The sequence below is a fragment of the Rathayibacter sp. PhB179 genome (genome assembly GCF_004345345.1).
Taxonomy (GTDB): Bacteria; Actinomycetota; Actinomycetes; order Actinomycetales; family Microbacteriaceae; genus Rathayibacter; species Rathayibacter festucae.
Window position 1 is genome coordinate 384,209 of the sequence record NZ_SLVD01000001.1, and the last position, 22,214, is coordinate 406,422.

Here is a 22,214-nt window from a genome sequence, read left to right on the forward strand (position 1 = left end):
CGCACCACCCTGCTCCTGCACCACCGCATCACGAACGGAACCGCCATGCCCCTCCTCATCACCGACGCCGCCGTCATCACCATGGACCCCGTCTCGGGCGCCGTCCCGATCACGGCGAGCATCCGGATCGTCGACGACGTGATCACGGCGATCGGCCCGGGGCTCGAGCCCGAGCCGGGCGACGAGATCCTCGACGGGCGCGACCGGCTCGTGACGCCGGGCTTCGTCAACGCGCACACCCACTCGTGGGAGTACCTCTACAAGGGGCGCTACGACAACCTGCCGCTCGAGCTGTGGATGCTGCTGTCCTATCCGATCCTCGGCGACAGCCGCGTCGCTCCGGACCTGATCCGGCTGCGCTCGTCGCTGTTCGCACTCGAGTCGCTGAAGGCGGGCGTCACGACGCTCGTCGACGACGTGCTCGAGAACCCGGACCAGGACGCGGCGCAGCTGGCGGCGGTGTTCGACGCCTACGACGAGATCGGCCTCCGGGCGAACATCTCCGGGCACGTGATCAGCAAGCCGTTCTTCGAGACCATGCCGTTCCTCGAGGAGCACCTGCCGGCCGAGCTGCTCGACTCGGTCCGCGGGGCGGCGCGGCCGACCACCGAGGGCTACCTCGACTTCAGTCGCACCGCCTTCGCCACCCAGCACGGGCGGGGCGGCGGACGGCTGCGCTACATGGTCGCGCCCTCGGCCCCGCAGCGCGTGGGCGCCGACCTGCTGGTCGGCGCGACGGAGCTGGCGCTCGAGCACGACGCGGAGTGCCACATCCACGTCCTCGAGACCAAGACGCAGCTGGTGACCGGGGAGGAGCTCCACGGCTCGACACTGGTCGAGTACATGGCCGGGATCGGCGCCCTCTCCGCGAACACGACCTTCGCGCACGGGATCTGGCTGACCGACTCCGACATGGCGTCGATCGCGGCGGCGGGCACCTCCGTCTCGCACAACCCGATCTCGAACCTCAAGCTCGGCTCGGGCATCGCCCCGTGGCGCGCGCTGCACGACGCGGGGGTGAACCTCGGGCTCGGCACCGACGGCTGCTCGAGCAGCGACTCCCCGCGGATGCTCGACGTGATCAAGGCCGCGGCGCTGCTGCACAAGGTGACCGATCCGGACCTGTCGACGTGGCCGACCGTGGCGGAGGTGCTGACGGCGGGCACGATCGGCGGTGCGCGCAGCGCCGTGCTCGGCGACGTCACCGGCAGCATCGAGGTGGGCAAGCAGGCCGACCTCGTGCTCTTCGACCTCGAGACGCTCGCGTTCACCCCGCGCCAGCGCCTGGAGAACCAGCTCGTCTACTCCGAGAACGGCTCGTCGATCGACACCGTGATCGTCGCCGGGCGGGTCGTCGTCGCGGGCGGCGAATCGACGACCGTGGACGAGGCGGCGCTGCGGGCCGACCTGGCGGCGCAGCTCGGCGACATCGTCGCCTGGCAGGACGCCCTCGACCGCTCCAACGGCGTGCTGACCGAGCCGTTCCACCGGATGTACGAGCGGGCGATGCGCCGCGACGCCCCGATCGACCGCTTCAGCGGCAGGCGCCTGGTCTGACGGCGCCGGATCCGACAGCGCGCATCCCCGGCTCGTGGAACCACCTCCGGCACGCAGAACGTGCGCGGTTCCGCGAGCCGGACGCGATGTCGCGTGCCGGACGGCCCGCGCCACCGCCCGCGGTCACCTCCGGCACGCAGAACCCGCCTCGGCACGCCGGATCCGCCCGATTCGACGAGCCGGACGCACTTTCGCGAGCCGAACGCGCCCGCGCCGCAGCGCGCAGCCACCTCCGGCACGCAGAACCCGCCTCGGCACGCCGGATCCGGACAGTTCCGCGAGCCCGATGCGGTTCCGCGAGCCGAACGCGTCTTCGCGCTCGGGGCAGCACCGGGGGCCCGTGGCACCCGTCCGGGGCGGGATCGGACGGACCGGCGGCGCGTCGAGCCGGAGTGCGCCCCCTGAACGGGAACCCCCGTCCGGAGGAAGGTTCATTGCGAACGGGCGTTCGAACGCCCCGCCTAGGGTCGCAGCAGACGCGCCGGACTCCTCCGGCCGACCTCTCGAGCGACTCCCCCCACCGCAGTGCCGCGGTCAGGGCATGAGCCGCTCCTCCGCCCTCGACGCCCGGAAGGACGCCCGTGCCGACGACCCCCGCGACAGCCCGCCCGCGCCACTCAGGCGCGCGGCAGGCCGGCGAAGTTCGCGGCGCTGAGCTCCTGCACGGCGGGCAGCTTCGCGAGGATGTCGGCCGAGACGCTGTCGCGGTCGGAGAGGACGCGCTCGAGGGCGTCGCCCACGCGGCCGGCGAGACCGGCACCCGGCTCGACGCAGAGGTAGGGCAGCTCGAACATCGCCATCAGACCCTCGACCTTGCCCTGGGTGGCGAGCGTGATCGCTGGGACGCCCTTCATCAGGGACATGATCGCCAGGTGCATCCGGCCGGTGACGGTGACGGTCGCGCGCTCGGTGAAGCCGCGCACCTCCGCCGGGGTGAGGACGTCCTCGACGAAGGCGACGCCGGTGGTGTCCGGCAGGGCCGCGTAGACCTTCCGGCAGGCCGCGAGGTCGTCCGGTCCGTGCTTGATGACGTGCGGGAGCAGCACGACCGCGAGGCCGCGGGCGCGCAGGCCGCCGATGATCTCCACGTAGGCGCCGGTCTGGTCGGTGTCGATCAGGCCGGAGACGTTGACGATCGCGATGCCGCCGGTCGTGTCCAGCGCGGCGAGCTCGGTGCTCGCGCGGCCCTGGTCGACGGAGCGCGCCGAGAAGACGATGTCCGCCGAGGCCTTCGCGTCCAGGCCGTCGCGGCGGGCGCGCTCGACGGAGAGCGGGTCGCGGAGGAAGAGGGTCGTGCCGGCACGGTCCGCGTCGCGGAGCTGCGCGAGGGCACCGGGGTGCGCCTTGCCGTTCCAGCTGAAGCCGAGGACGCGGGTGTCCACGCCGGCCGACGCGGCGCTGCGGGCGACGAGCGCCCGGCTGGTCGAGGCGCGGAAGTTGTAGGCGCCGTCCATGATGTCGGCGCCGACGATCGAGACCGACGCGGCGCCGGGCAGCATGGCCCGGAAGCGGCGCAGGTCGCGGACGAAGCTCGGCAGTCCGCCGTAGAGCAGGGTGCCCAGCGAGACGATCTCGACGCGGTCGGCCTGCTCGGCCGGGATGCGGAAGTCGCCCTTGTAGCGGGTGATCACGGTGATCGGCCCGGCCACGTTCTCCAGGAACGCGCCGACCAGCGCGGCGTCGCCGATGTTGCCGGCGCCGGGGGGCGCGATCAGGATCGCGCGGCCCTGAGCACCACTGGCTCCGCGGGCCCCGCCGGAGCGGCGGGCGCTGCGCAGGCGAGGGGCGTCGAGGAAGACGCCGCGCGCGCCGAGCGAGAGCACCGCCGGGCTCTTCAGCAGCGGAGCGGTGCGCTTGCGCAGCCCGCCCAGCACCGTCCGGACTCGCGAACCTACTCCGCTCACAGCGATTCCGTTCCCGGCCCCGTCGCGGAGCCGTGCTCATCGATGGCGGAGGCGGCCCGTCGCCGCATCCGTCCGTCCGGGCGGGATCTCGGCGGCAGAGGCAGCGGTGCTGCCCGGCCGCCGGGGACGCTCCCGCCGCGCCCAGTGTACGGAGTCGTCCCCCGTTCGCCCGGCGCGCACCGCCGAGGCCCGGTGCGGCCTCCCCTCGTCTTCTCCCTCCTCCTCTCCCTGCCCCGAGTCCCCGCTCACACCTTCCCCGATTGGACACCACGCCCATGACTCGAACGCTCAGCGCGACTCTCGCCGCTCTGCTGGTCGTGATCGCCGCGTTCTTCGCGGCCGCGCCCAGCTTGGCGGCGGCGAACCGCTACGCCTCGCCCAACGGCACGGGAACGGCCTGCTCCGCAGCCGCTCCCTGCGCCCTGACCACCGCCGTCCAGAACGCCGCCGCCGGCGACACCGTGCTGCTCACCGCCGGCACCTACCCGACGACCACCCTCAAGGGCGGGAAGGCGACCGTCGCCGCTCCCGTCGTCGTCCAGCCGGCCCCGGGCGCCTCGCCCGTGCTCGGCTCGACGAAGGTCTACACGCCCAACACCGTGTGGAACGACATCTTCTCCAAGAGCACCTTCTACACCTACGGCTCCGGCATCACGGTGAACCGGATGCACATCGACGGCGCCGGCATCTTCGTGCGCAGCGCGAACGTCGTCGTCCGCGACTCGCTCTTCGAGAACGGCTCGTCGATCGACGGCATCCAGGTCGGCGGCACCGACAACGGGCTGATCGAGAACAACCTGGTCCGCAACTTCGACCAGAACATCGACAACGGCCTGCACGCCGACTGCATCCAGGTGTTCGAGAGCAACGACGTCACCCTCCGCGGAAACACGCTGATGAACTGCTACAACGCGGGCATCATCTTCTCCCCCGGTGGCGGCGACGGCATGAGCGACATCACCGTGGAGTCGAACTTCGTCTCCGGCTGCATCGTGATCACCAGCGACTGCCGCGGCGGCTCGTCCGCGGACTTCCGGGAGGCCTCGGCCGACGGCATCTACATCCGCAACAACACCTTCGAGTCGGGCGCGCTGCGGGTCGGCGGGGCGAAGAACACGGTCTTCGACCGCAACATCGTCAGCTACCTCTCCTCCTGCACCAGCCCGATGACGAACACCATCGTCGAGAACTGGAACACCAAGCTCTGCAAGACGCCGTCGCTGCTCAACCAGCAGGGCAACATCCAGGGCGCTCCGGCGCTCGCCTCGGTGGCCACCGGCGACCTGCACGTGCTGTCCGCGACCGGGACCCAGATCGCCGGCTGGGGGTCGACCACGTCGGCCCGCACCGACATCGACGGCCAGGTCATGGGCTCCCGCACCGCCGGCGCCGACCAGTTCGGCGGGGTGACCGCTCCGACGCCGACCGCGACGCCGACGGCCACGCCGACCGCGACCGCGACCCCGACGGCGACGCCGACGGCCACCCCGACCGCGACCCCGACGGCCACGCCGACGGCCACCGCCACCCCGACCGCGACGCCGACCGCCACGCCGACGCCGACCGCCACGCCGACCCCGACCGCGACTCCCACCCCGACGGCCACGCCCGCCCCGGTCGACCGCACGGCGCCGACCGTCGCGATCGTCTCGCCGGGCTCCGGCTCGTCGGTCACCGGAGTCGTCAGCCTGATGGCGACCGCCGCGGACGACACCGCCGTGACCGGAGTCACGTACTGGGTCGGCACCACCAAGCTGGGCGACGCCGTGCAGGCGTCGGACGGCAACTGGTACCTCACGGTCAACACCGCGGTGTTCCCGAAGGGCACCTACTCGGTGACGGCGAAGGCCGTCGACGCGGCGGGCAACGCCACGACGAGCGCCCCGATCCTCCTGAAGCGGGTCTGACGCTCGGAGTGAGCACCGCCTGAACGTCGAAGGGCCCCTGCGCCGTGCAGGGGCCCTTCGTCGTCCGCGGGTGACGGAGTCGCCGTCAGTCGGACTCGCCGTCAGTCGGAGTCGCCGTCAGTCGGTGAAGATCGCGCCCACCGGCTCGCGCTTCTCGGCCTGGAAGCGGTCCTCGGCGCGGCCGAGCGCCCAGTAGGCCGAGAGCGAGAGCGCCGCGCGCTCGACGCCCCAGTCGTCCTGGAGGATCGCGCGGAGCCGCTTCATCGCCGTCCGCTCGCCGTGGGCGAAGACCTCGACGGCGCCGTCCGGGCGGGTCAGCTCCGCGACGGCAGCGGTCAGCGCGTGCCCCGCCTCCTCGTCGCCGCGGTGCAGCCAGCGCACCTCGACGCCCGCGGGGACGGTCAGCGGCAGCTCGTCCTCGGCGCCGTGCACCTCGATGAGCGCGGTTCCGCGGGCCTGGGCGGGCATCGCCTCCAGGGCCGCCGCGATCGCCGGCAGCGCCGACTCGTCGCCGAGCAGGAGGTTCGCGGCGTCGGCGCGGGGCGCCCAGGCGCCGCCGGGGGCCGACATCTCGAGGCGGTCGCCGGGGCGCGCGGAGGCGGCCCAGGGTCCGGCCACTCCCTCGTCGCCGTGCAGGACGAAGTCGATCGCGAGGCTGCGCGCCTCGAGGTCGACGGAGCGGATCGTGTAGGTCCGGCGCACCGGGAGCTCCTCGGGGGCGAGGCGGGCGCGCAGGGCGTCGAGGTCGTGCGGCGGCTCGAGCGCGACGCCGGGCGGGGCGAGCAGCAGCTTGACGTAGCGGTCGGTGGCGGCGAGCCTCTCGGGATCCGCGGCCTCGACGAAGGCGTCGAAGCCCTCGCCGCCGAGGTGCACGCGCACGAAGTGCTCGGTGAGCCGCTCGGTGCGCAGCACGGTCAGCACGAGCTGCGGGCGGGGCGGACGGGCGCGGCGCTCGGACGGCGCGGCGGGCGTGGTGGCGTCGGTCATCCCTCCAGCATGCCGCCCGCGCCCGCCCGGCGCGCGCGATCGGCCCGGGCTCGCAGGAACCTCATGACCCGGCCGCAGTGCCGGCCGGCCGGGGCGCCTCCGGCACGCGGAACCGTCTCCGGCACGCGAGAACCGTCGGATCCGACGAGCCGAGCCGCGATTCGCGTGCCGAAGGTGTGCGGGGAGCGGACACGCTCGGCCGACAGACGGCTCCGGCACGCGAGAACATCCTCGGCACGCGGAAACCGCCGAATCCGACGAGCCGCACCGCGTTTCGCGAGCCCGAGGTGCGACCGACGCGGAAGTCGGCGCCCGCCGGACGTCTCCGGCACGCGAGAACATTCTCGGCACGCGGTAACCGCCGAGATCCGCGAGCCGGACCGCGTTTCACGAGCCGGAGGTGCCGCGGACGCGGGCGGGGACGCGCGGCGAGCGTCGTGTGGCGCGAGGTGGGGGCGCCCCGGCGCGCGACGGCGCGCGGGCGCGGGCGGCCACGCCGTAGCCTCTCCCCCATGGATGCGACCACGACCGTCTCGCGCGCCGCCCCGACCGCCCCCCGGCTGCAGCCGGACCGGGTCCTCGTGCCCGACGTCCTGCGAGGGGTCGCCATCGTGGCGATGCTGATCGCGCACGCGATGCCGCTCGTCCCGAGCCTGCGCGGCGGGGCGATCGGCTTCGCGGCGGGCAACGTCAACGACCTCGCGTCGCCGCTGTTCGCCCTGGTGATGGGGATGTCGGCGGCCCTGGTCCTCGCGCGGCCCGGCGCCTCCGGCGGGCGGGTCGTCGTGCAGAACCTGATCCGCGGTGCCGTGCTGGTCGCACTCGGCGTCTGGCTGGGCGGCTGGGGCAGCTGGATCGCGATCGTGCTGCCGCACCTCGGGCTCACGCTCGCGCTCGGGACGCCGATCCTGCTCCTGCGCAGCCGCCTCGTCGCGGTCGTCGCCGCCGTCGTGCTCGTGGCTGGTGCTCCGCTGAACGCGCTGGTCGCGGCGTCGGTGGATCCGGCGGTGCTCTACGCGCGGACGCCCGTCGGATTCCTGCTGCAGTGGAGCTTCGTCGATCCGCACTACCGGCTGACGAATCTGCTCCCCTTCCTCCTGCTCGGCGCGCTGCTGCTGCGGCACGGCTTCCGGCGCGACCGGCTGCTCGCCGTGCTGGCCGTCGTCGCCGTGCTGGCGTACCCGGTGCGGCCGGCGCTCGAGCGGCTGATCGGCCTCGAGTCCGTGTCGGGCAGCCACCCGGACACGCTGCACGACCTCGGCCTGGTGCTCGCCGCGTACGTCGTCGTGGTGCTGCTCGCGACGGTCCGGCGGCGGCCGGCGAGCACGGTGATCGCGGCGGTGCTCACGCCGTTCCGGGCGGTCGGCTCGCTCGCGCTCTCGGTGTACGTGCTGCAGGTGGCGGTCGTCGCCGCCTTCGCGACCCGGGGCCTCGGCTACGTCGCCGACACCCCCGGCGCCGCCCTCCTCCTGGTGCTGGGAGTCTGGGCGGTCGCGGTGCTGTGGTGGCGCTTCGTCGGCATCGGACCGCTGGAGTGGCTGATCGGCCGACTGACCCGGCTGGTGCCGGGGCCGCGGCGCTGAGCCGCCGACGTCATCCCGAGCCGCGTCACTCCTCCCTCTCTCAGCGGCCGTATCCTGCGTCCCGGAGTGCCTGCTCCGCTGCGGCTGCGACCTCCGCCAGCAGTCTTCTGAGTGCGGCCTCGACCATCGCCCGCACCCGGATCCTCAGTCCTTCGGAGATGACCGGGTAGACCTCGCGGAGGAAGACGTGCAGGAGGAGGCCGCCCCGCTCGTCGACGACGATGAAGTCGGCGCCGTCGGTGTCGGGGCGTGCGATCTGCACGGAGAAGCCGCGCTCCGCCTGTGCCAGCGCAGGCCGGGCGCTTTCGAGGCGCAGAGACGGCGTGAGTTGCGGCCTGCTCTGTCGGTAGCCGTCACGCACGTGTCTGGATGGCGTCCCATCGACCGCGGAGAGCGTGAGCGACGACCGCAGAACTGTCGAGTCCCGCGCAGACTGCACCTCGTCGGACACCAGGCCTGTGAGCCGGTCCGCCACCTCGTCGAGCACCTCGTGCTCCAGCCCGCCGCGCCCCGTGAGCAGGACCTCGAAGGCGGAGAGCTGATCCGCGAGCTCGGGGGTGCGCGCCGTCTCCAGCTCGGCTCGGATGAGGTTGATCGTGTCGATGACGCAGTCGCGGAAGAAAGCGGTGAACTGCTCTCCGCGCTTCGCGTCCGCCACCTCGAGAGCGTCGAGGTAGCGCGCCTTCTGGTCGGCGAAGATCACGATCGGCACCCCGTAGGCCCGGTAGAGGAAGACGGAGGCGAGAGCGCGGGACACCCGCCCGTTCCCGTCCGGGAAGGGGTGGATGCAGACGAAGGCGTAATGCGCGTAGGCCGCCTGAATCACAGCCGGAGCGTCGAGGAACTCCGCCGATCGCAACTCGGCGACGAATCGCTCCATCTCCGGGACGACGTCCGCCGGCGAGGCGTAGCTGTGGATGCGGTTCGACGCGAGGTTCAGCGGATTGTTCGGATCCTTCTTGTAGGCGCCGGTCTGCAGTGGGCGCTCCTGCCAGCCGACCGAGGTGAGGACCCGGTAGGTGTCCTGCGAACGGCAGAGCACCTCGTGCAGCCCTCGGATCCAGTACTCGCTGATCGGGACGTTCGCCGTGGCGGCATCGAGGACGTGCTCGTAGCCGGCGAGCTGGTCAGCGATGACCCGCGCGACCGCCTCGCCCTTCTCCTGCGGGATCCTCGCCCACGCCACGGTCGTCGCGGCGACGGTGTAGGTGAATCCGCGGTCCACCTCGTAGAGGTTCTCGATCGCGCCGGTGTCCACGGCCGCCCACTTGTTGGTGATGTCGAGCATCCGGCTCCAGAGCTCGGGAGAGCTCTCCGCACGGTCGGCCGCCAGCATCTCGCCGAAGTCGCTCACCAGGTGGACGTCGGCGGTGCGTCCCTCCCACTCCAGGAAGCTCGGGAAGGGCTCGTACGGGTCCGTGATCGGCTCTGCCCCATCGACCATGTCGTCTCCACTCGCTCTGCAGAACCGGCGCACGTGAGGCGTCGTCTTCTGGATGCGTCAACTCTTCCATCCGCCGACCGGGGAGCGGCACTGCCTGCCTGATCGTGCCTCCGTGGGCATCGGGACGCTCGGGCGGATCGTCAGCTCTCGACGACCGGCAGCTCGGCGACCGCGACGGCTCCGCCGCTCTCATCGGTGATCTCGATCGAGGCGACGGAGGCGCGCAGGACGGCCGCGTTCATGGCGCAGTCGAGCTCGGCGGTGCTGCCGAGGAACGAGCCGGAGGGCAACCGCACGCCCGTCGCTGTGACCAGGACGACCTCGTAGCTCTCGCCGACGGCGAAGCCGCTGCCGCGCAGGATCGTCTCGGTGCCCCAGGTGTGCGCGACGAGCTCGGCGTCGATGTCGAGGGCCGGGTCCTCGGCGAACGCGATCGGCTCGACGGCGCCGAGCGTGCCCGGTCCGCCCTCGGGGGGACGGTCGCCGAGCGCCTGCAGGGCGAGACCGCCGACGGCGCCGAGCGCGACGCAGGCGGCCGCGGCCGTCACAGCGAGCGCCGTCCGACGACCGCGCGCGGGACGGGCCGACCCACGCCGCACCGACGCACGCCGGTCCGACGCACCCCGCGCCTCCTCGCCACGGGCCCTCGGGACCGCCGTCAGCGCCGGGCCGGCGAGCGCCGCCACCCGCGCGCGCAGGTCCGCCGAGGGCTCCGGCTCCTCCCAGCGGCCGACGCCGCCCAGCCCGGACAGCACGGCGCCGAAGGAGGCCAGCTCCTCGTCCACGCTCGGATCCTCCGCCCGCAGCCGGTCGAGCTCGGCGGCCTCCTCGGCCGACAGCTCGCCGGCGAGGGCCGCGGCGATCAGCTCCTCGCGGCGCCCGCCCTCGTCCGGGCCGCCGTCGCCGGGTCCGCCGTCGCCGGGTCCGCCACTGCTGGTCACGATCGGTCCTCCGGAGTCGAGTCGGGCGCCGCGAGATGCGTGCGGAGCGCCTTGAGAGCGTAGAACGTGCGGGTCCGGAGCGTCGCGACCGCGACTCCGGTCGCCGCGGAGACCTCGGCGTAGCTCTCGCCGCGGAGGTGGATCGCGACGATCACCTGCCGGTGCTCGGGCGAGAGCCGGGCCAGCGCCTCGACCATCATCAGCGGCTCGAGCGGATCGACGTCGTCGCCGGGGACGTCGTCGAGCACCTCGGCCGGCACGATCCGCGGCAGCCGCTGCAGGGAGCGGTGCGCGTCGACGATCACGTTGCGGGCGATCGCGAACAGCCAGGTGCGCGGGCTCGCGCGCTCCGCGACGTAGCGCTCGCGCGAGCGCCAGGCCCGGAGGAACGTCTCCTGCACGCAGTCCTCGGCGAGACCGCGGTCGCGCAGCGCGTTGACGGCGAAGCCGAGCAGGGCGGATCCGTGCTCGTCGAACGCCGCGGTGAGGTCGAGGGGCGTGGGGTCGCCGGGCGTGGGATCGCCGGGCGTGGGATCGAGCGGCGGGGCGGCGGGTCCGGCGGCGGGCACGGGCGCCGGGCGAGGGTCGGGCTGCGTCATCGCGGTGCGGTCCCCTCGTCGCCTCGTCGTCGGCCCGATAGCGGTCGGCCCTACCGTCGCCGGCCCTACCGTCGCCGGCCCGATCGTCGCCGGCATCGTCAGCGCCGCGAGCGCCATCGGCGCCTCCTGTCCCGACCGGCCGGGCGGCCCGTCACAGGGGGTACGGAGCGGAGGAGCGAGACGTTCATCCGGGCACTGCGGTCGAGTCTATGAGAAGGATCTCAGACAGCGGGGCAAGGGCCCTCTCAGCTCCGGCGCGCTCAGCTCCGCGGCGCTCGGCTCGGCGGCGCGAACGCGCCGAGGGCGTACGCGAGCAGGAGCAGCGCCATCACGGCTCCGGACGCCACCGCCGCCAGCACGGCCGCCGCGCCACTGCCGAGGAGCAGGCCGAGCCCGCCGAGCACGACCAGCGCGCCGCCGAGCAGGGCGAACATCCGCTCGGAGAACGCCCACGCGAACGGGAGGAAGTGCAGCCCGACCACGAGCGCGATGAGCGCCGGGCGCAGCTCGCCGCGGCCCGCCGACTCCAGGACCCGGCTGCCGACCGCGATGAGCGCGAACTCGGCGACCACGCAGGCGCCGTAGACGGCGAGCCGCGCGGGCCTCGGCGGTGCGAAGGGCCCGAGTGAGCGCGGACGGACGAAGAGGAGCCAGAGCGCGGCGGCGACCGTCGCGCCGACCAGGACCCGCGCGATGATCGCGACGGGCTCCGCGGGCGAGTACGAGAACGCGAAGACGACGGCGCCGGCCAGGCCGATGACCGCGCCGAGTCGTCGCGGGTCCGCGAAGACCGGCGGGCCGCTCTGCTCCGATGCCATCCGGGCAGCCTCGCAGATCCCGGACGGCAGCGACAGCCGCCGGCGTCCCGAGCGAGCACCGGCGGACGCGCCGAGCGGCCGCGGTCCGGTCAGGAAGCGGTCCCGAGCTCCTCGATGTCGTCCACACCGGCGGCGGCGGCCTCGCGGCGTCGCGCGCGCAGGGACGGCGCGAGCAGCGCGGCGACGATCGCGAGCGCTCCGACTCCGGCCGAGGCCCAGAAGCCGACGGTGAACGCCTCGTCCGTCGGGGCACCCTGCGGAGTGACGCTGGAGGAGATCAGCGCGGCGATGACCGCGGTGCCGATGCTGCTGCCGATGGTGCGCAGGACGGTGTTCGCGCTGATGGCCTCGCCGGTCTGGGCGGCGGGCACGCTCTCGACGATCGCGTTCGAGGTGGCCGCGAGGGCCATGCCGATGCCGATGCCGGTGAGCACGCCGGACACGAGGATCTGCCACTCCTCGCCGTGGCCGAGCGCGGGGAGGACGAACGCGATCGCGACGGCGACGCCGCCGGTGATCATCGGGATCTTCGGCCCGACGCGGCGGATCATCGCCCCCGCGACGACGCCGGAGACGACCATCGCGACGACCGTCGGCAGCAGGAACAGGCCCGCTTCGCTGACCGACTTGCCGAAGCCGTAGCCCAGCACCGTGGGCAGCTGCAGCAGCGTCGGCACGAGGATGAAGGTGCCGAACATCGCGAAGCCGAAGGCGAGCGCGACGATGTGCGCGGTCCACACCCCGCGGTGCCGGAAGAGGCGGACGTCGATCAGCGGCTCGGAGACGCGCAGCTCGACCAGCACGAAGGCGACGAGGGCGACCGCGCCGAGCACGAGCAGGCCGATCGTCTTCGCGTCGCCCCAGCCCCAGTTCTGGCCCTCGCTGATGGCGAGGAGGAGCGCGACCAGGCCGATCGAGAGGATCGTCGTGCCGACGAGGTCCAGCTTGCCCGGCGTGCGCACGGGCGACTCCGGCATCCCGAAGATCGCGCCGAGGAGGGCGACGGCGACCAGCACGGCGGGCAGCCAGAACAGCCAGTGCCAGGAGAGCGCCTCGACGATCGGGCCGGCGGCGACGATGCCGACTCCGGCGCCGATGCCGAAGATGGCGGACAGCAGCCCGATGGTGACGCTGACGCGCTCCCGGGGAAGCTCGTCGCGGACGATGCCGATCGACAGCGGCATCACCGCACCGGCCGCGCCCTGCAGGACGCGTCCGACGATGAGGACGCCGAGGTTCGGCGCGATCGCGGCGACGACCGTGCCGACCAGCAGCAGCGACAGCACCACGATCAGCACCTTGCGCTTGCCGACCATGTCGCCGAGGCGACCGAGGATCGGCGTGAGCACCGAGGCGGAGAGCAGGTAGGCCGTCAGCACCCAGCTCGCGTCGCTCGTGGCCACGCCGAGGTCCTGCCCGATCGTGCCCAGGGCGGGGGCGACCAGCGACTGCAGGACGGCGAACGAGAGACCGCCGAGCGAGAGGTAGAGCACGATCGCGGTGCCGCGCGGCTTCCGCTGCGGCGCAGCGCTCTCGCGCGGGACTCCGGTCGGCACCGAGCCCGTCGCGGCGGGCTGGCTGGTGGTGGACATGCGTCTCCTAGGCTGGTGAGCGGCTTGTAAACAGATGCTGACTTCTCGAGTGTAGCCAGCGCGGCACGCCTGTCAACACGTGTTTACTTGTCCTCGGCTAGGTTGGTCGACGGGAGTGGGACATGAGCACTGACAGCGAGGACATCGGCGCAGGGGTCTCCGGCTGCGACGCCGACGACGAGCTCGTCCGCCCGGGCCGGGACGCGGAGGCGACGAAGCGCGCGCTGATCCGGGCCGCGCGGCGCCGGTTCGCGACCGACGGCTACCGCGCGACCACGGTGCGGCACATCGCCGCCGACGCTGGAGTGAACGTGGCCCTGATCAACCGCTACTTCGTCTCCAAGGACGGTCTCTTCGAGGCGTGCATGCGCCGCACCTCGGACGAGCTGGAGTCCGAGACCCCTGACGGACCCGCGGATCTCGACGCGATCGTCCAGCGGCTGATCGGCCACGTCCTCCGCGCGCCGAACAACGACGACCCGCTGCAGCTCCTCCTCCTGCTGCGCTCCTCCGGCGACGCGACCGCGGACCGGATCCGCCGGGAGACCCTCGAGGAGTTCACCCGCCGGCTCGCCGTCGCCGCCGGCTGGCGCCCGGACGACCCGCGGACCGCCCCGGTGCTGGTCCGAGCGCAGCTCGCCATCGCCACGATGATGGGCGTCACCGTGATGCGCACCTCCGCCGCCGTGGAGCCGATCGCCTCCGCCGCCGACGAGGATCTCCGCGAGCCGCTGGACCGGATGTTCCGCGTCCTCCTCGGCGCGGAGGCCGCGACGACCGAGCCGCACTAGTCCGGGCCGGAGTCGTCGCCGCCCCACTCGGGGGGCGCGCCGGCACTGCGCGGCAGGGCGTGCCGCCTGCCAGGATCCCTCGTGGGCCTTCTTCCCCCGGAAGCCCCTCCCCCCGCCGCACGAGAGGCCGCCATGATCGACGTCCGCACCCCCGCCAGCCGCCCCGCCGGCCGCCCCGCCCCCCGCGGCGTCTCCCGCCGGGCGGTCACCACCGCCGCCGCCTGGACCGTGCCCGTCGTGGCCGTCGCCGTCGGCACCCCCGCCGCCGCCGCGTCCGGCCTCGACGTGGGAGCCTTCGTCCTGAACGGCACCTGCGGCAGTCCCGGGATCCTCGGCCCCGGCTTCACGCTCACCGCCGGCTCCGCCGACCTGCCGGTCGGGACCACGATCACCATCGTCGGCAGCGGCGTCGCGAACATCGGCGTGTTCACGGCCACCCCGAGCATCGCGACGATCACCTCCCCGAGCAGCACCACCCGCTTCGTCACCCTCACCGGTCCGCTGCCCGCGGGCTCCACCCTGGGCCTGCGCACCACCCTCTCGATCACCAGCGCCTTCACCCTGAACGCGACGACGACCCTCCCCGAGGGCTCCGTCGGCACCGGCGCGAAGAGCACGGCGTCGGTCAGGTCCGACCGGGTGTTCTGCACGGGCAACTGACGGCACGGGCGACTGACGGAAGCGGAGCTTCGAGCGGCGGCTCCGGCGCGTCAGTTCCCGGCCGTGCGGCTGTCGTCGAGCTCGTCGCGGTGCCGTTCGACGTAGCCCGCCATGCCGGTGACGGTGAACGCGATCTGTCCGTGCTCGGGCGAGTAGATCAGACCCTTGCTGATCAGAGCGGCCCGATAGGGCCCGACACTGCTGGTCTGCACGCCCATCCGCTGGGCGACGAGCGCCGTCGAGCACGGGCCCTCTCCGTCGACGGCCATGGCGAGCAGCATCCGCCGCTCCGATCTGGTCGCTCGCTGCCACCGGGAGCGGAAGAATCCGGCGTCGAGCTGCTCCGTCCCGTACTGGACGGCGGCCGTCGCGTCGGACCGGTCGATCAGGCGGTCCGCGGCGAGATTCCACGCCGCCTGCCCGTACTCCTGGAGGAAGTACGGGTAGCCGCCCGCCGCCTCGAGGAGCGTCGCCAAGGCGTCCGCCGCGTACTCGGCGCCGAGACGCTCGGCGGGTTCGCGGAGCGCCTGCGCCGCATCGCTCGGAGCGAGCGTGCCGATCCGCCGGTAGTTGAACAGCCGCTCGGCGTACGACCGCGTCTCGGTGAGGACGCGCGGCAGGTCCGGGAGGCCGGCGGCGATGACGTAGAAGGGCCACTCCCTCTGGTTCGCGGTGTGCTGGGCCGCGAGGAGAGCCCCCATCGTCTCGGCATCGAGATCCTGCATCTCATCGATGAAGACAGCGAAGGCGCGTCGCTGCTCGCCGAGCGCGGTCGAGACGTCCTCGACGAGTTCGAGGAGGTCGACCTCGGCGTCGCCGGAATCGGCGCGGCCCTGGCTCAGGGAGACGCCCAGCTCGATTCCCGTCGCGCCGACCTTCGCGTTGAACGAGGAGATCGTTCCGAGCGCCTCGCGCATCAGCGACGACAGCTTCGTGCGGGAGAGCTTGCGGGCGGACATCACCAGGCCGCGAGCCAGCGCTCGACGTACCGCATGCACTCCCGCCTCGTCCCGTCGGGCCTCGATGCGGACCGTCAGCCACTCGGACTGCTCCGCCAGCCGGTGCATCTCGTTGAGGAGCACCGTCTTGCCGACCCCGCGGAGCCCGGTGAGGACGATGCCTCGATCTCCGAGCCCGTGGCCGACGCGGGCATGGAGCGTCTCGAAGGCTTCCAGCTCACCGCCGCGGCCGACGAGTTCGGGAGGACGACGGCCCGACCCCGGGCTGTAGGGATTCTGATCGGGCTGCACGTAGGGAATGATAGCCCCGAATTAGAAAATCCTAATTTTATGCAATCGATGGCAATCGTCGCCCCGGGGCGCTGACACGTCGGACGTGCGGCGGCCGATCAGTACGGGACCGTGAGCGACAGCACCGCGACGTCGAAACCCGGCGCGGTGATGACCAGGTCCGCCACGGGGACCGGACTCTGCGTGCGATCGTCGCTGGCGATCAGCAGCAGCAGGATGCCGGACTCCTCGCCCGCCGCGAGCGCGGGGTCGTAGCGGAGGGCGATGCGTCCCTCCGGGAAGCCGTCGGCGTAGCTCCACTGCTGTCCGTTGAAGCCGGCGAACGAGTAGCCGTTGCCCGGGTCCTGGAGGACGACGATCACGGACCCACCCTCCAGCGGGGCGGAGCCGGTGTTGGTCGCGTAGACGCGATACGCCGTCGAGGCCGACGCGACGTCCTCCGCGGGACCTTCGGCGCGAGCGCCGAGCGGAGGGAGCGTGCCGCTCGCCGCGGCGGACGGTGCGGAGACGGCGAGCGCGACGACCGGAGCGGCCCACGCCGCTCCGACGAGGGTGCGGCGCGCGAGCGGCGCGGGGGGAGCGGTCAGGTCGGGCACGGCGGGTCCTCTCGGCACGGGTGGGCAGGACCGAGCGTAGGTCGGTGCGGCGCCGCCGGGGAAGCGGATCCGGGCGCCGGGCCCTACTCGGGGGTGGGCGCGTCGAGGGTGGAGGGGTGAGGGACGAGGCGCGGGACCAGCCGCACCAGCACGACCATGCCGATCAGCTCGACCAGCGTCTGCGTCACGACGACCACGGGCGCGAGTGCCAGCGGCGCCGGGAGCGCGAGTGCGAGCGGCAGCACCACGAGGGAGTTGCGGGTGGCGCCGCTGAACACCAGCGCGCGGGACGAGGGGACGTCGAGGCGGACGAGCCGGGCGACGCCGAGTCCGGCCGCGACCATCACCGCGAGGAACGCGGCGTAGAGGGGGACGAGGACGAGCAGTCTGCCCGCGGCGGCACCGACGGCGCCGATCTGCGAGGCGACGACGACGAGGAGGGTCGCCGCCATCAGCGGCACCATCAGGCCGAGCATCGTCGATTCGACGATCCGCCCCGCGCGATGCCGGCGGCCGAGCGCCTGCACGAGCGCGGCGGCGGTGAGCGGCAGCACGATCAGCAACAGGAGCGCCCGCGCGAACGGAGCCACCTCGACCACGGCGACGCCCTCCGGCCCGAGGAACAGGAGGAGGTAGAGAGGGAGGAGCAGGAGCTGCGCGAGCATCAGCAGCGGTGCCGCCGCGAGCAGCCGGTCGGACGCGCCGCCCGCGAGGCCGGCGAAGACGATCACGTAGTCGATGCAGGGCGTCAGCAGCACGAGCAGCACCCCGAAGAGCAGCGCCGGGCTCTCGGCGACGAAGCGGGACAGCCCGTACGCGACGACCGGGACGACGACGAAGTTCAGGACGCCGACCGCGGCGAGGAAGCGGACATCGCGCAGCGCGCGGCCGAGCGCCGCGAACGGGACGCCGAGGAACGTCGCGAACAGCAGCAGCCCGAGCACCGGCTCGATCGCGCCCTCCAGGTGCCGCGCGGCGGGCAGCAGCAGCCCGAGCACGGCGCCGGCGGCGATCGCGCCGAGGTACACGGCGACCTGCCGCCGCTCGAGCCGCGCGACGAGCGCGCTCACGGGCGGGGGCACGGCGGACGGAGGGGCACACGCCAACGCTAGAGGCTCGGCGCGTGGTGCCGGTCGAGCAGCGGCCCCTCCATGCCGGCCGAGCAGCCGCCTCCGGCGGCCCATGCATGCTGGTCGAGTAGCCGCCTCCGGCGGCGTATCGAGACCCACCATCGCCGAGACATCCGGGAGCGGGTCTCCTCCACACTCGTCGATCCGACGGCGTTGTCCCCGATCAGCCCATGGTTCCGGTCCCGGTGTCGGTGGCTCCTGCTTCAATACGCGTATGTCAGAAGATGAGAATGCGGCAGCACTCGCGGAGGTGCGCGACTGCTTCACCGACGCCGCCGCCACCGAGCGCGCCGCATCCCCGACGCGCCTGAGAACCGCGGAACGCATCCACCGCGGCTACCGCGTCGCCCTCACGGTCCCGGAGGCGTTCGCTCGCGGTACGTCCCGGAGCGAGACCCGCGATCTCGTCGAGCGCTCGATCCGAGCCGAGCTCGCGGTAACGCTCGGCGTGTCCGAGCGGGACGTCTGCCGACGCCTCGAGACCGCGCAGATGCTGATGGAGCACCTCCCCCTTACCCGCGCCCTGCTCCGCGACGCGCGGATCCTCTGGGAGGCCGGCGAGGCGATCTGCAGAACCGCGAGCACCCTCCCGGAGGCCTCCCGCGCGGCCCTCGACGAGCGCGCCGCCGACGCCGCGCTCACGACAACGACCACGCAGCTGCGCCGCGCCCTGAGCCGCTGGCGGGAAGAGCTGCACGAGCAGCCCCTCGCAGAACGGCACACCCGCGCCCGCCAGGACCGCGCCGTCTGGGTCACACCGGATGTCGACGGCATGGCCACGCTCTGCGTCCACGCTCCCGCGCCCGCCGTCTCCGGCGCCTACGACCGACTCCGCCGCATCGCCCGCACCCTCCGCGACGAAGGCGACCCGCGCACCCTCCAGCAGTTGAGCGCGGACGCGGCGGTCGATCTCCTCTGCGACGGCGACATCACCGGCACGACGCCGAACGCCGAGCACCGACCCGACCCGACGTTCGTCCCCGGCATCCGCGCCGAGATCCGGCTGACCCTCGCCGCCTCCACCGCCGTGGGTCTCGACGACGCGCCCGCGGATCTCGACGGCTACGGCCCGGTCCCCGCCGAGATCGCCCGCGAGCTGATCCGCACCGCTCCTTCGTTCACCCGCGTCCTGACCGATCCGGACACCGGCGCGGTCGTCTCCGTCGGCCGCACCCACCGCGTCCCACCGCCGCAGATGCGCCTGCACCTGCAGCTGCGGGACCAGACCTGCCGCTTCGCCGGCTGCACCCGGCCCGCCGCGACCAGCGAGGCCGACCACACCCTCGAGTGGCGCAACGGCGGCGAGACCGCCCTCGAGAACCTCGTCTCGCTCTGCACCTCGCACCACCATCTGCGGCACGGCGACCAGTGGACGTACATCGGGAGCGGCGACGGGACGATCGTCTGGACGAGCCCGACCGGCCGACGGATCAGCAACCGGCCGCCCCCACTGCCCGGGCGGCCGCCGGACCCGCCGCCCCGGCCTCGGTTCGACACCGTGCCCGCGCCGTTCTGACGGTGGGGGGATCTCGATACGCCCGCGAGGCGGGCTACTCGATCAGCAGGAAGCGCCTACATGGCGCATCAGCCTGCAGCGCCCGCAGCGCCTGCAGCGCGCGTCGGTATGCGCCCCTCATGCTGGTCGAGTAGCGCGCAGCGCGTCTCGAGACCCGACCCCTCCCGACAGTGGACCTCGATGCGCCCACTCCCCGAGCGGCTCAGACGACGCTCGGAATGCGCGTGCGCCGGCGCCGTCCGGCACGCTACGCTCATTACTCAGCCAGCTGACTAATCGAGGAGCGACATGACCGCCACGACATCCCCCACCCGCGCGGACCGGATCCGGCAGTCGGCCGTCGCCGTCAGCGCCGTGCTCGCGGTGGTCGGCTCGTTCATCGGCTCGGGAGCAGCAGGCGGCACGCAGATCCAGGACGCCGCCGACGGCGCGCTGTCCGCCTCCTCGACGCCGGTCGCGCCCGACGGACCCGCCTTCGCGATCTGGAGCGTCATCTACGCCGGCCTCCTCGGCTACGCGATCTGGCAGTTCCTGCCGTCGCAGACCACCCGCACCCGCCACCGCCGGCTCGGCTACTGGGCCGCCGCCAGCCTGCTGCTGAACGCCGCGTGGATCCTGGTCGTGCAGGCCGGACTGCTCGCGCTCAGCGTCCTGGTGATCGCGCTGCTCCTCGCTGTGCTCGCGCGGATCTTCGTGCTCCTGCGCAGCACCCGCACCGGCGGCGTCGTCGACGCTGTCCTCACCGACGGCACCTTCGGCCTCTACCTCGGCTGGGTCTGCGTCGCAACGGTCGCCAACGTGACGGCCGGCCTCGTCGGCGCGGGCATCGGCAGCGCCGACGGACCCGGCGCCGCACCCTGGGCGATCGTCGTCCTGCTCGTCGCCGCGGCGGTCGGACTGCTGATCGCCGCCACCGGTCGCGGCCGGATCGCTCCGATGCTGTCGCTCTGCTGGGGCCTGGCCTGGGTCGCGGTCGGCCGCTTCTCCGGCGAGCTCGTGTCGATCCCCGCCGGCACCGCCGCGCTGATCGCCGCGGCCGTCGTGCTCGTGGCGACGCTCCTGCTCCGCCTCACCGCCGCCCGGCGCTCCGGCACCGCGCGCGTCACCGCGGCCTGACGCACCCACTCAGGCCGGCGGGAACGCGCGGCCGACCGCCTGGCGCAGCAGCGCCCGCCGGCGCTCGTGCTCCGACGCCGCCTCCTCGGCGGTCGCGGCGTAGACGTTGCTGACCGGCGACCACGCCATCGACATCGCGATGACGAGCGCCATCACGTCGAACGGGTCGGCCGCGACGCCCACCGTGCCGTCGGTCTGAGCGGCGCGGATCGCCTCGAGCTTGCCCTCCTCGCGCACGCGCGCCTCGTCGTCGGCGACGAGATGCCCGGCAGGGCGGCGCTCGAGGCGCGCCCAGGTGGCCAGCCGGATGAGGTCGGGGCGGCGCAGGTACTCGTCGTAGAGGCGGACCGCCCAGTCGCCGAGATCGGACGGGTCGATCGGCACGACGTCGACGATCCGGTCGAGCGACGCCTCGAAGACCGCGTCGAAGAGCAGCTCCTTGCTGGTGAAGTAGGAGTACAGCTGCGCCTTGTTGCTGCGGGCCTCGGCCGCGATCCGGTCCACCCGCGCGCCGGCGATGCCGTAGCGGGCGAACTCGGCGGTGGCCGCCGCCATGATCCGCGCACGCGTCGCCTCGCCCTTGCCGGTGGCCGGTGTCGCTCCCATCCCTCGAGACTACCGACCGGTCTGTTCTCCGCCGTCCGCGAGTGCTAGCGTCTATAAAACAAACCAGTTAGTAGAAACGAGCGCGCCATGATCAGCACCCCCGCTTACGCGGCCGCCGCCGAGGGCGGCCTCGCGCCGGCCGCCGTCGAGCGGCGCGCCCTCCGCCCCGACGACCTCGCCGTCCGCGTGGACTACTGCGGCGTCTGCCACAGCGATCTGCACGCCCTCCGGACCCACGCCGCGCACTCCGCCGACCACGCCGCCGACGCCGGCCCGCTCGTCCCGGGTCACGAGTTCGTCGGCACGGTGCTCGCCGTCGGCGCCGCCGTCACGGCGTTCTCCCCCGGCGACCCCGTCGCGGTCGGCAACATCGTCGACTCCTGCGGCGCGTGCGACATGTGCACGGCCGAGCAGGAGAACTTCTGCCGAGAGTTCCCGACCCTCACCTACGGCGGCACCGACCGGTACGACGGCAGCACCACACTCGGCGCGTTCTCGCGCGAGTACGTCGTCCGCGACCGCTTCGCCTACCCCCTGCCGGCCGGCCTCGACCCGGCGGCCGTCGCTCCCCTCCTCTGCGCGGGGGTCACCGTCTGGGAGCCGCTGCGCGCGCACTCCGTCGGCCGCGGCTCGCGCGTCGGCGTCGTCGGCCTGGGCGGTCTCGGCCACCTCGCGGTGAAGCTGGCCCGCGCCCTCGGCGCCGAGGTGACCGTCTTCACGACCTCCGAGGCGAAGACCAACGACGCCCTCGCGCTCGGCGCCACGCGGGTCGTCGTCTCCCGCGACGAGGAGGCGATGGCCGCGCAGCGCGGACGCCTCGACCTCGTCCTCGACACCGTCTCGGCCGCGCACGACCTCGCGCCGTACCTGCACGTCCTCGCCCTCGACGGCGCACTGAGCGTCCTCGGGATGCTCGCACCGGTCACCGTGGACGTCGCCGACCTGCTGATCGGGCGCAAGAGCCTCACCTCCGGCGGCAGCGGCGGCACCCGCAGCACCCGCGAGCTGCTCGCCTTCTGCGGCGAGCACGGCATCACGGCGGACGTCGAGGTGCTGCCCTCCGCTCAAGTCCAGACGGCGCTCGAGCGTCTCGCCGCGAACGATGTCCGCTACCGCTTCGTCCTCGACCTCGCGGACCTCGACGGCGCTGATCTCGACGCCGCCGATTGACCGCCGCCCGCCGAAAGACCGCCGGAGCGCCATCTTCTTGAGGCGGG

At 73.3% G+C, this 22,214-nt stretch carries 19 protein-coding genes; 8 read left to right on the forward strand and 11 right to left on the reverse strand.

The window, feature by feature from the left end; translation table 11 throughout:
- The first annotated feature begins 45 nt into the window (after positions 1 to 45).
- Entirely contained in the window at positions 46 to 1,557 is a 1,512-nt protein-coding gene (locus EDF43_RS01885) for an amidohydrolase (RefSeq protein WP_132435119.1), read from the forward strand.
- A gap of 617 nt (positions 1,558 to 2,174) precedes the next feature.
- Here EDF43_RS01885 and EDF43_RS01890 read toward each other — a convergent pair.
- On the reverse strand, positions 2,175 to 3,461 hold the full coding sequence (locus EDF43_RS01890; protein WP_132435121.1) for a polysaccharide pyruvyl transferase family protein: 1,287 nt from the start codon (positions 3,459 to 3,461) through the stop codon (positions 2,175 to 2,177).
- Positions 3,462 to 3,736: 275 nt separating this feature from the next.
- Here EDF43_RS01890 and EDF43_RS01895 point away from each other — a divergent pair, with 275 nt between their 5' ends.
- Positions 3,737 to 5,368, forward strand: coding sequence for an Ig-like domain-containing protein (locus EDF43_RS01895; protein ID WP_132435123.1), 1,632 nt, complete (start codon positions 3,737 to 3,739; stop codon positions 5,366 to 5,368).
- 117 nt (positions 5,369 to 5,485) lie between these two features.
- On the opposite strand, the gene EDF43_RS01900 is transcribed toward EDF43_RS01895, so the two are convergent.
- Positions 5,486 to 6,355: a siderophore-interacting protein gene (locus EDF43_RS01900; protein ID WP_123734709.1), complete on the reverse strand. Its 870-nt coding sequence runs from the start codon at positions 6,353 to 6,355 to the stop codon at positions 5,486 to 5,488.
- Positions 6,356 to 6,867: 512 nt separating this feature from the next.
- Between EDF43_RS01900 and EDF43_RS01905 the strand changes: the two genes are divergently transcribed.
- Positions 6,868 to 7,938 carry a DUF418 domain-containing protein gene (locus tag EDF43_RS01905; protein ID WP_132435125.1) on the forward strand — a complete coding sequence of 357 codons (1,071 nt, stop codon included), beginning with the start codon at positions 6,868 to 6,870 and terminating at the stop codon, positions 7,936 to 7,938.
- Positions 7,939 to 7,978: 40 nt separating this feature from the next.
- On the opposite strand, the gene EDF43_RS01910 is transcribed toward EDF43_RS01905, so the two are convergent.
- The 5 genes from EDF43_RS01910 to EDF43_RS01930 form a co-directional block, all read right to left on the reverse strand.
- On the reverse strand, positions 7,979 to 9,382 hold the full coding sequence (locus tag EDF43_RS01910; protein WP_132435127.1) for a Fic family protein: 1,404 nt from the start codon (positions 9,380 to 9,382) through the stop codon (positions 7,979 to 7,981).
- A gap of 140 nt (positions 9,383 to 9,522) precedes the next feature.
- The gene (locus tag EDF43_RS01915) at positions 9,523 to 10,323 is read right to left on the reverse strand and encodes a hypothetical protein (protein ID WP_132435129.1); all 801 of its coding nucleotides are present in this window, start codon (positions 10,321 to 10,323) and stop codon (positions 9,523 to 9,525) included.
- Positions 10,320 to 10,922, reverse strand: a complete 603-nt coding sequence (locus EDF43_RS01920; RefSeq protein ID WP_132435131.1) for a sigma-70 family RNA polymerase sigma factor — start codon at positions 10,920 to 10,922, stop codon at positions 10,320 to 10,322. Before EDF43_RS01920 ends, EDF43_RS01915 begins: the two co-directional genes overlap by 4 nt.
- A 260-nt stretch (positions 10,923 to 11,182) precedes the next feature.
- Positions 11,183 to 11,740 (reverse strand): hypothetical protein, encoded by a 558-nt coding sequence (locus EDF43_RS01925; protein ID WP_132435133.1) that lies wholly within the window; start codon positions 11,738 to 11,740, stop codon positions 11,183 to 11,185.
- Positions 11,741 to 11,829: 89 nt separating this feature from the next.
- Positions 11,830 to 13,332, reverse strand: coding sequence for an MFS transporter (locus tag EDF43_RS01930; protein ID WP_132435135.1), 1,503 nt, complete (start codon positions 13,330 to 13,332; stop codon positions 11,830 to 11,832).
- Positions 13,333 to 13,454: 122 nt separating this feature from the next.
- Here EDF43_RS01930 and EDF43_RS01935 point away from each other — a divergent pair, with 122 nt between their 5' ends.
- Together EDF43_RS01935 and EDF43_RS01940 are read left to right on the forward strand one after the other, a co-directional pair.
- Positions 13,455 to 14,123 carry a TetR/AcrR family transcriptional regulator gene (locus EDF43_RS01935; RefSeq protein WP_132435136.1) on the forward strand — a complete coding sequence of 223 codons (669 nt, stop codon included), beginning with the start codon at positions 13,455 to 13,457 and terminating at the stop codon, positions 14,121 to 14,123.
- Between the two features lie 132 nt (positions 14,124 to 14,255).
- The gene (locus tag EDF43_RS01940; RefSeq protein ID WP_132435138.1) at positions 14,256 to 14,783 is read left to right on the forward strand and encodes a hypothetical protein; all 528 of its coding nucleotides are present in this window, start codon (positions 14,256 to 14,258) and stop codon (positions 14,781 to 14,783) included.
- A 50-nt stretch (positions 14,784 to 14,833) separates the two neighbouring features.
- On the opposite strand, the gene EDF43_RS01945 is transcribed toward EDF43_RS01940, so the two are convergent.
- From EDF43_RS01945 to EDF43_RS01955, 3 genes are all read right to left on the reverse strand, one after another.
- A complete protein-coding gene (locus EDF43_RS01945) occupies positions 14,834 to 16,033 on the reverse strand; it encodes an ATP-binding protein (protein WP_132435140.1) in 1,200 nt (399 codons plus the stop codon).
- Positions 16,034 to 16,131: 98 nt separating this feature from the next.
- A complete protein-coding gene (locus tag EDF43_RS01950) occupies positions 16,132 to 16,629 on the reverse strand; it encodes a hypothetical protein (RefSeq protein WP_132435142.1) in 498 nt (165 codons plus the stop codon).
- An 83-nt stretch (positions 16,630 to 16,712) separates the two neighbouring features.
- A complete protein-coding gene (locus EDF43_RS01955) occupies positions 16,713 to 17,699 on the reverse strand; it encodes a bile acid:sodium symporter (protein ID WP_243581102.1) in 987 nt (328 codons plus the stop codon).
- A gap of 274 nt (positions 17,700 to 17,973) precedes the next feature.
- Here EDF43_RS01955 and EDF43_RS01960 point away from each other — a divergent pair, with 274 nt between their 5' ends.
- Positions 17,974 to 19,275: an HNH endonuclease signature motif containing protein gene (locus EDF43_RS01960; RefSeq protein ID WP_165908980.1), complete on the forward strand. Its 1,302-nt coding sequence runs from the start codon at positions 17,974 to 17,976 to the stop codon at positions 19,273 to 19,275.
- Between the two features lie 288 nt (positions 19,276 to 19,563).
- Entirely contained in the window at positions 19,564 to 20,391 is an 828-nt protein-coding gene (locus EDF43_RS01965; protein ID WP_132435148.1) for a tryptophan-rich sensory protein, read from the forward strand.
- A 9-nt stretch (positions 20,392 to 20,400) separates the two neighbouring features.
- Here the strand turns inward: EDF43_RS01965 and EDF43_RS01970 are convergent, their stop codons facing one another.
- Complete coding sequence (locus EDF43_RS01970; RefSeq protein ID WP_132435150.1) at positions 20,401 to 20,997, reverse strand: TetR family transcriptional regulator; 597 nt, start codon at positions 20,995 to 20,997, stop codon at positions 20,401 to 20,403.
- 87 nt (positions 20,998 to 21,084) lie between these two features.
- Between EDF43_RS01970 and EDF43_RS01975 the strand changes: the two genes are divergently transcribed.
- A complete protein-coding gene (locus EDF43_RS01975; protein ID WP_132435152.1) occupies positions 21,085 to 22,167 on the forward strand; it encodes an NAD(P)-dependent alcohol dehydrogenase in 1,083 nt (360 codons plus the stop codon).
- Positions 22,168 to 22,214 lie beyond the last annotated feature (47 nt).

What these genes read in the sequence shown, in the direction of transcription:
- EDF43_RS01885 (WP_132435119.1), top strand. Translation starts at nt 46, where the DNA reads ATGCCCCTCCTCATCACCGACGCCGCCGTCATCACCATGGACCCCGTC.
- EDF43_RS01895 (WP_132435123.1), top strand. Translation starts at nt 3,737, where the DNA reads ATGACTCGAACGCTCAGCGCGACTCTCGCCGCTCTGCTGGTCGTGATC.
- EDF43_RS01900 (WP_123734709.1), bottom strand. Translation starts at nt 6,355, where the DNA reads ATGACCGACGCCACCACGCCCGCCGCGCCGTCCGAGCGCCGCGCCCGT.
- EDF43_RS01905 (WP_132435125.1), top strand. Translation starts at nt 6,868, where the DNA reads ATGGATGCGACCACGACCGTCTCGCGCGCCGCCCCGACCGCCCCCCGG.
- EDF43_RS01910 (WP_132435127.1), bottom strand. Translation starts at nt 9,382, where the DNA reads ATGGTCGATGGGGCAGAGCCGATCACGGACCCGTACGAGCCCTTCCCG.
- EDF43_RS01920 (WP_132435131.1), bottom strand. Translation starts at nt 10,922, where the DNA reads ATGACGCAGCCCGACCCTCGCCCGGCGCCCGTGCCCGCCGCCGGACCC.
- EDF43_RS01925 (WP_132435133.1), bottom strand. Translation starts at nt 11,740, where the DNA reads ATGGCATCGGAGCAGAGCGGCCCGCCGGTCTTCGCGGACCCGCGACGA.
- EDF43_RS01930 (WP_132435135.1), bottom strand. Translation starts at nt 13,332, where the DNA reads ATGTCCACCACCAGCCAGCCCGCCGCGACGGGCTCGGTGCCGACCGGA.
- EDF43_RS01935 (WP_132435136.1), top strand. Translation starts at nt 13,455, where the DNA reads ATGAGCACTGACAGCGAGGACATCGGCGCAGGGGTCTCCGGCTGCGAC.
- EDF43_RS01940 (WP_132435138.1), top strand. Translation starts at nt 14,256, where the DNA reads ATGATCGACGTCCGCACCCCCGCCAGCCGCCCCGCCGGCCGCCCCGCC.
- EDF43_RS01960 (WP_165908980.1), top strand. Translation starts at nt 17,974, where the DNA reads ATGTCAGAAGATGAGAATGCGGCAGCACTCGCGGAGGTGCGCGACTGC.
- EDF43_RS01965 (WP_132435148.1), top strand. Translation starts at nt 19,564, where the DNA reads ATGACCGCCACGACATCCCCCACCCGCGCGGACCGGATCCGGCAGTCG.
- EDF43_RS01970 (WP_132435150.1), bottom strand. Translation starts at nt 20,997, where the DNA reads ATGGGAGCGACACCGGCCACCGGCAAGGGCGAGGCGACGCGTGCGCGG.
- EDF43_RS01975 (WP_132435152.1), top strand. Translation starts at nt 21,085, where the DNA reads ATGATCAGCACCCCCGCTTACGCGGCCGCCGCCGAGGGCGGCCTCGCG.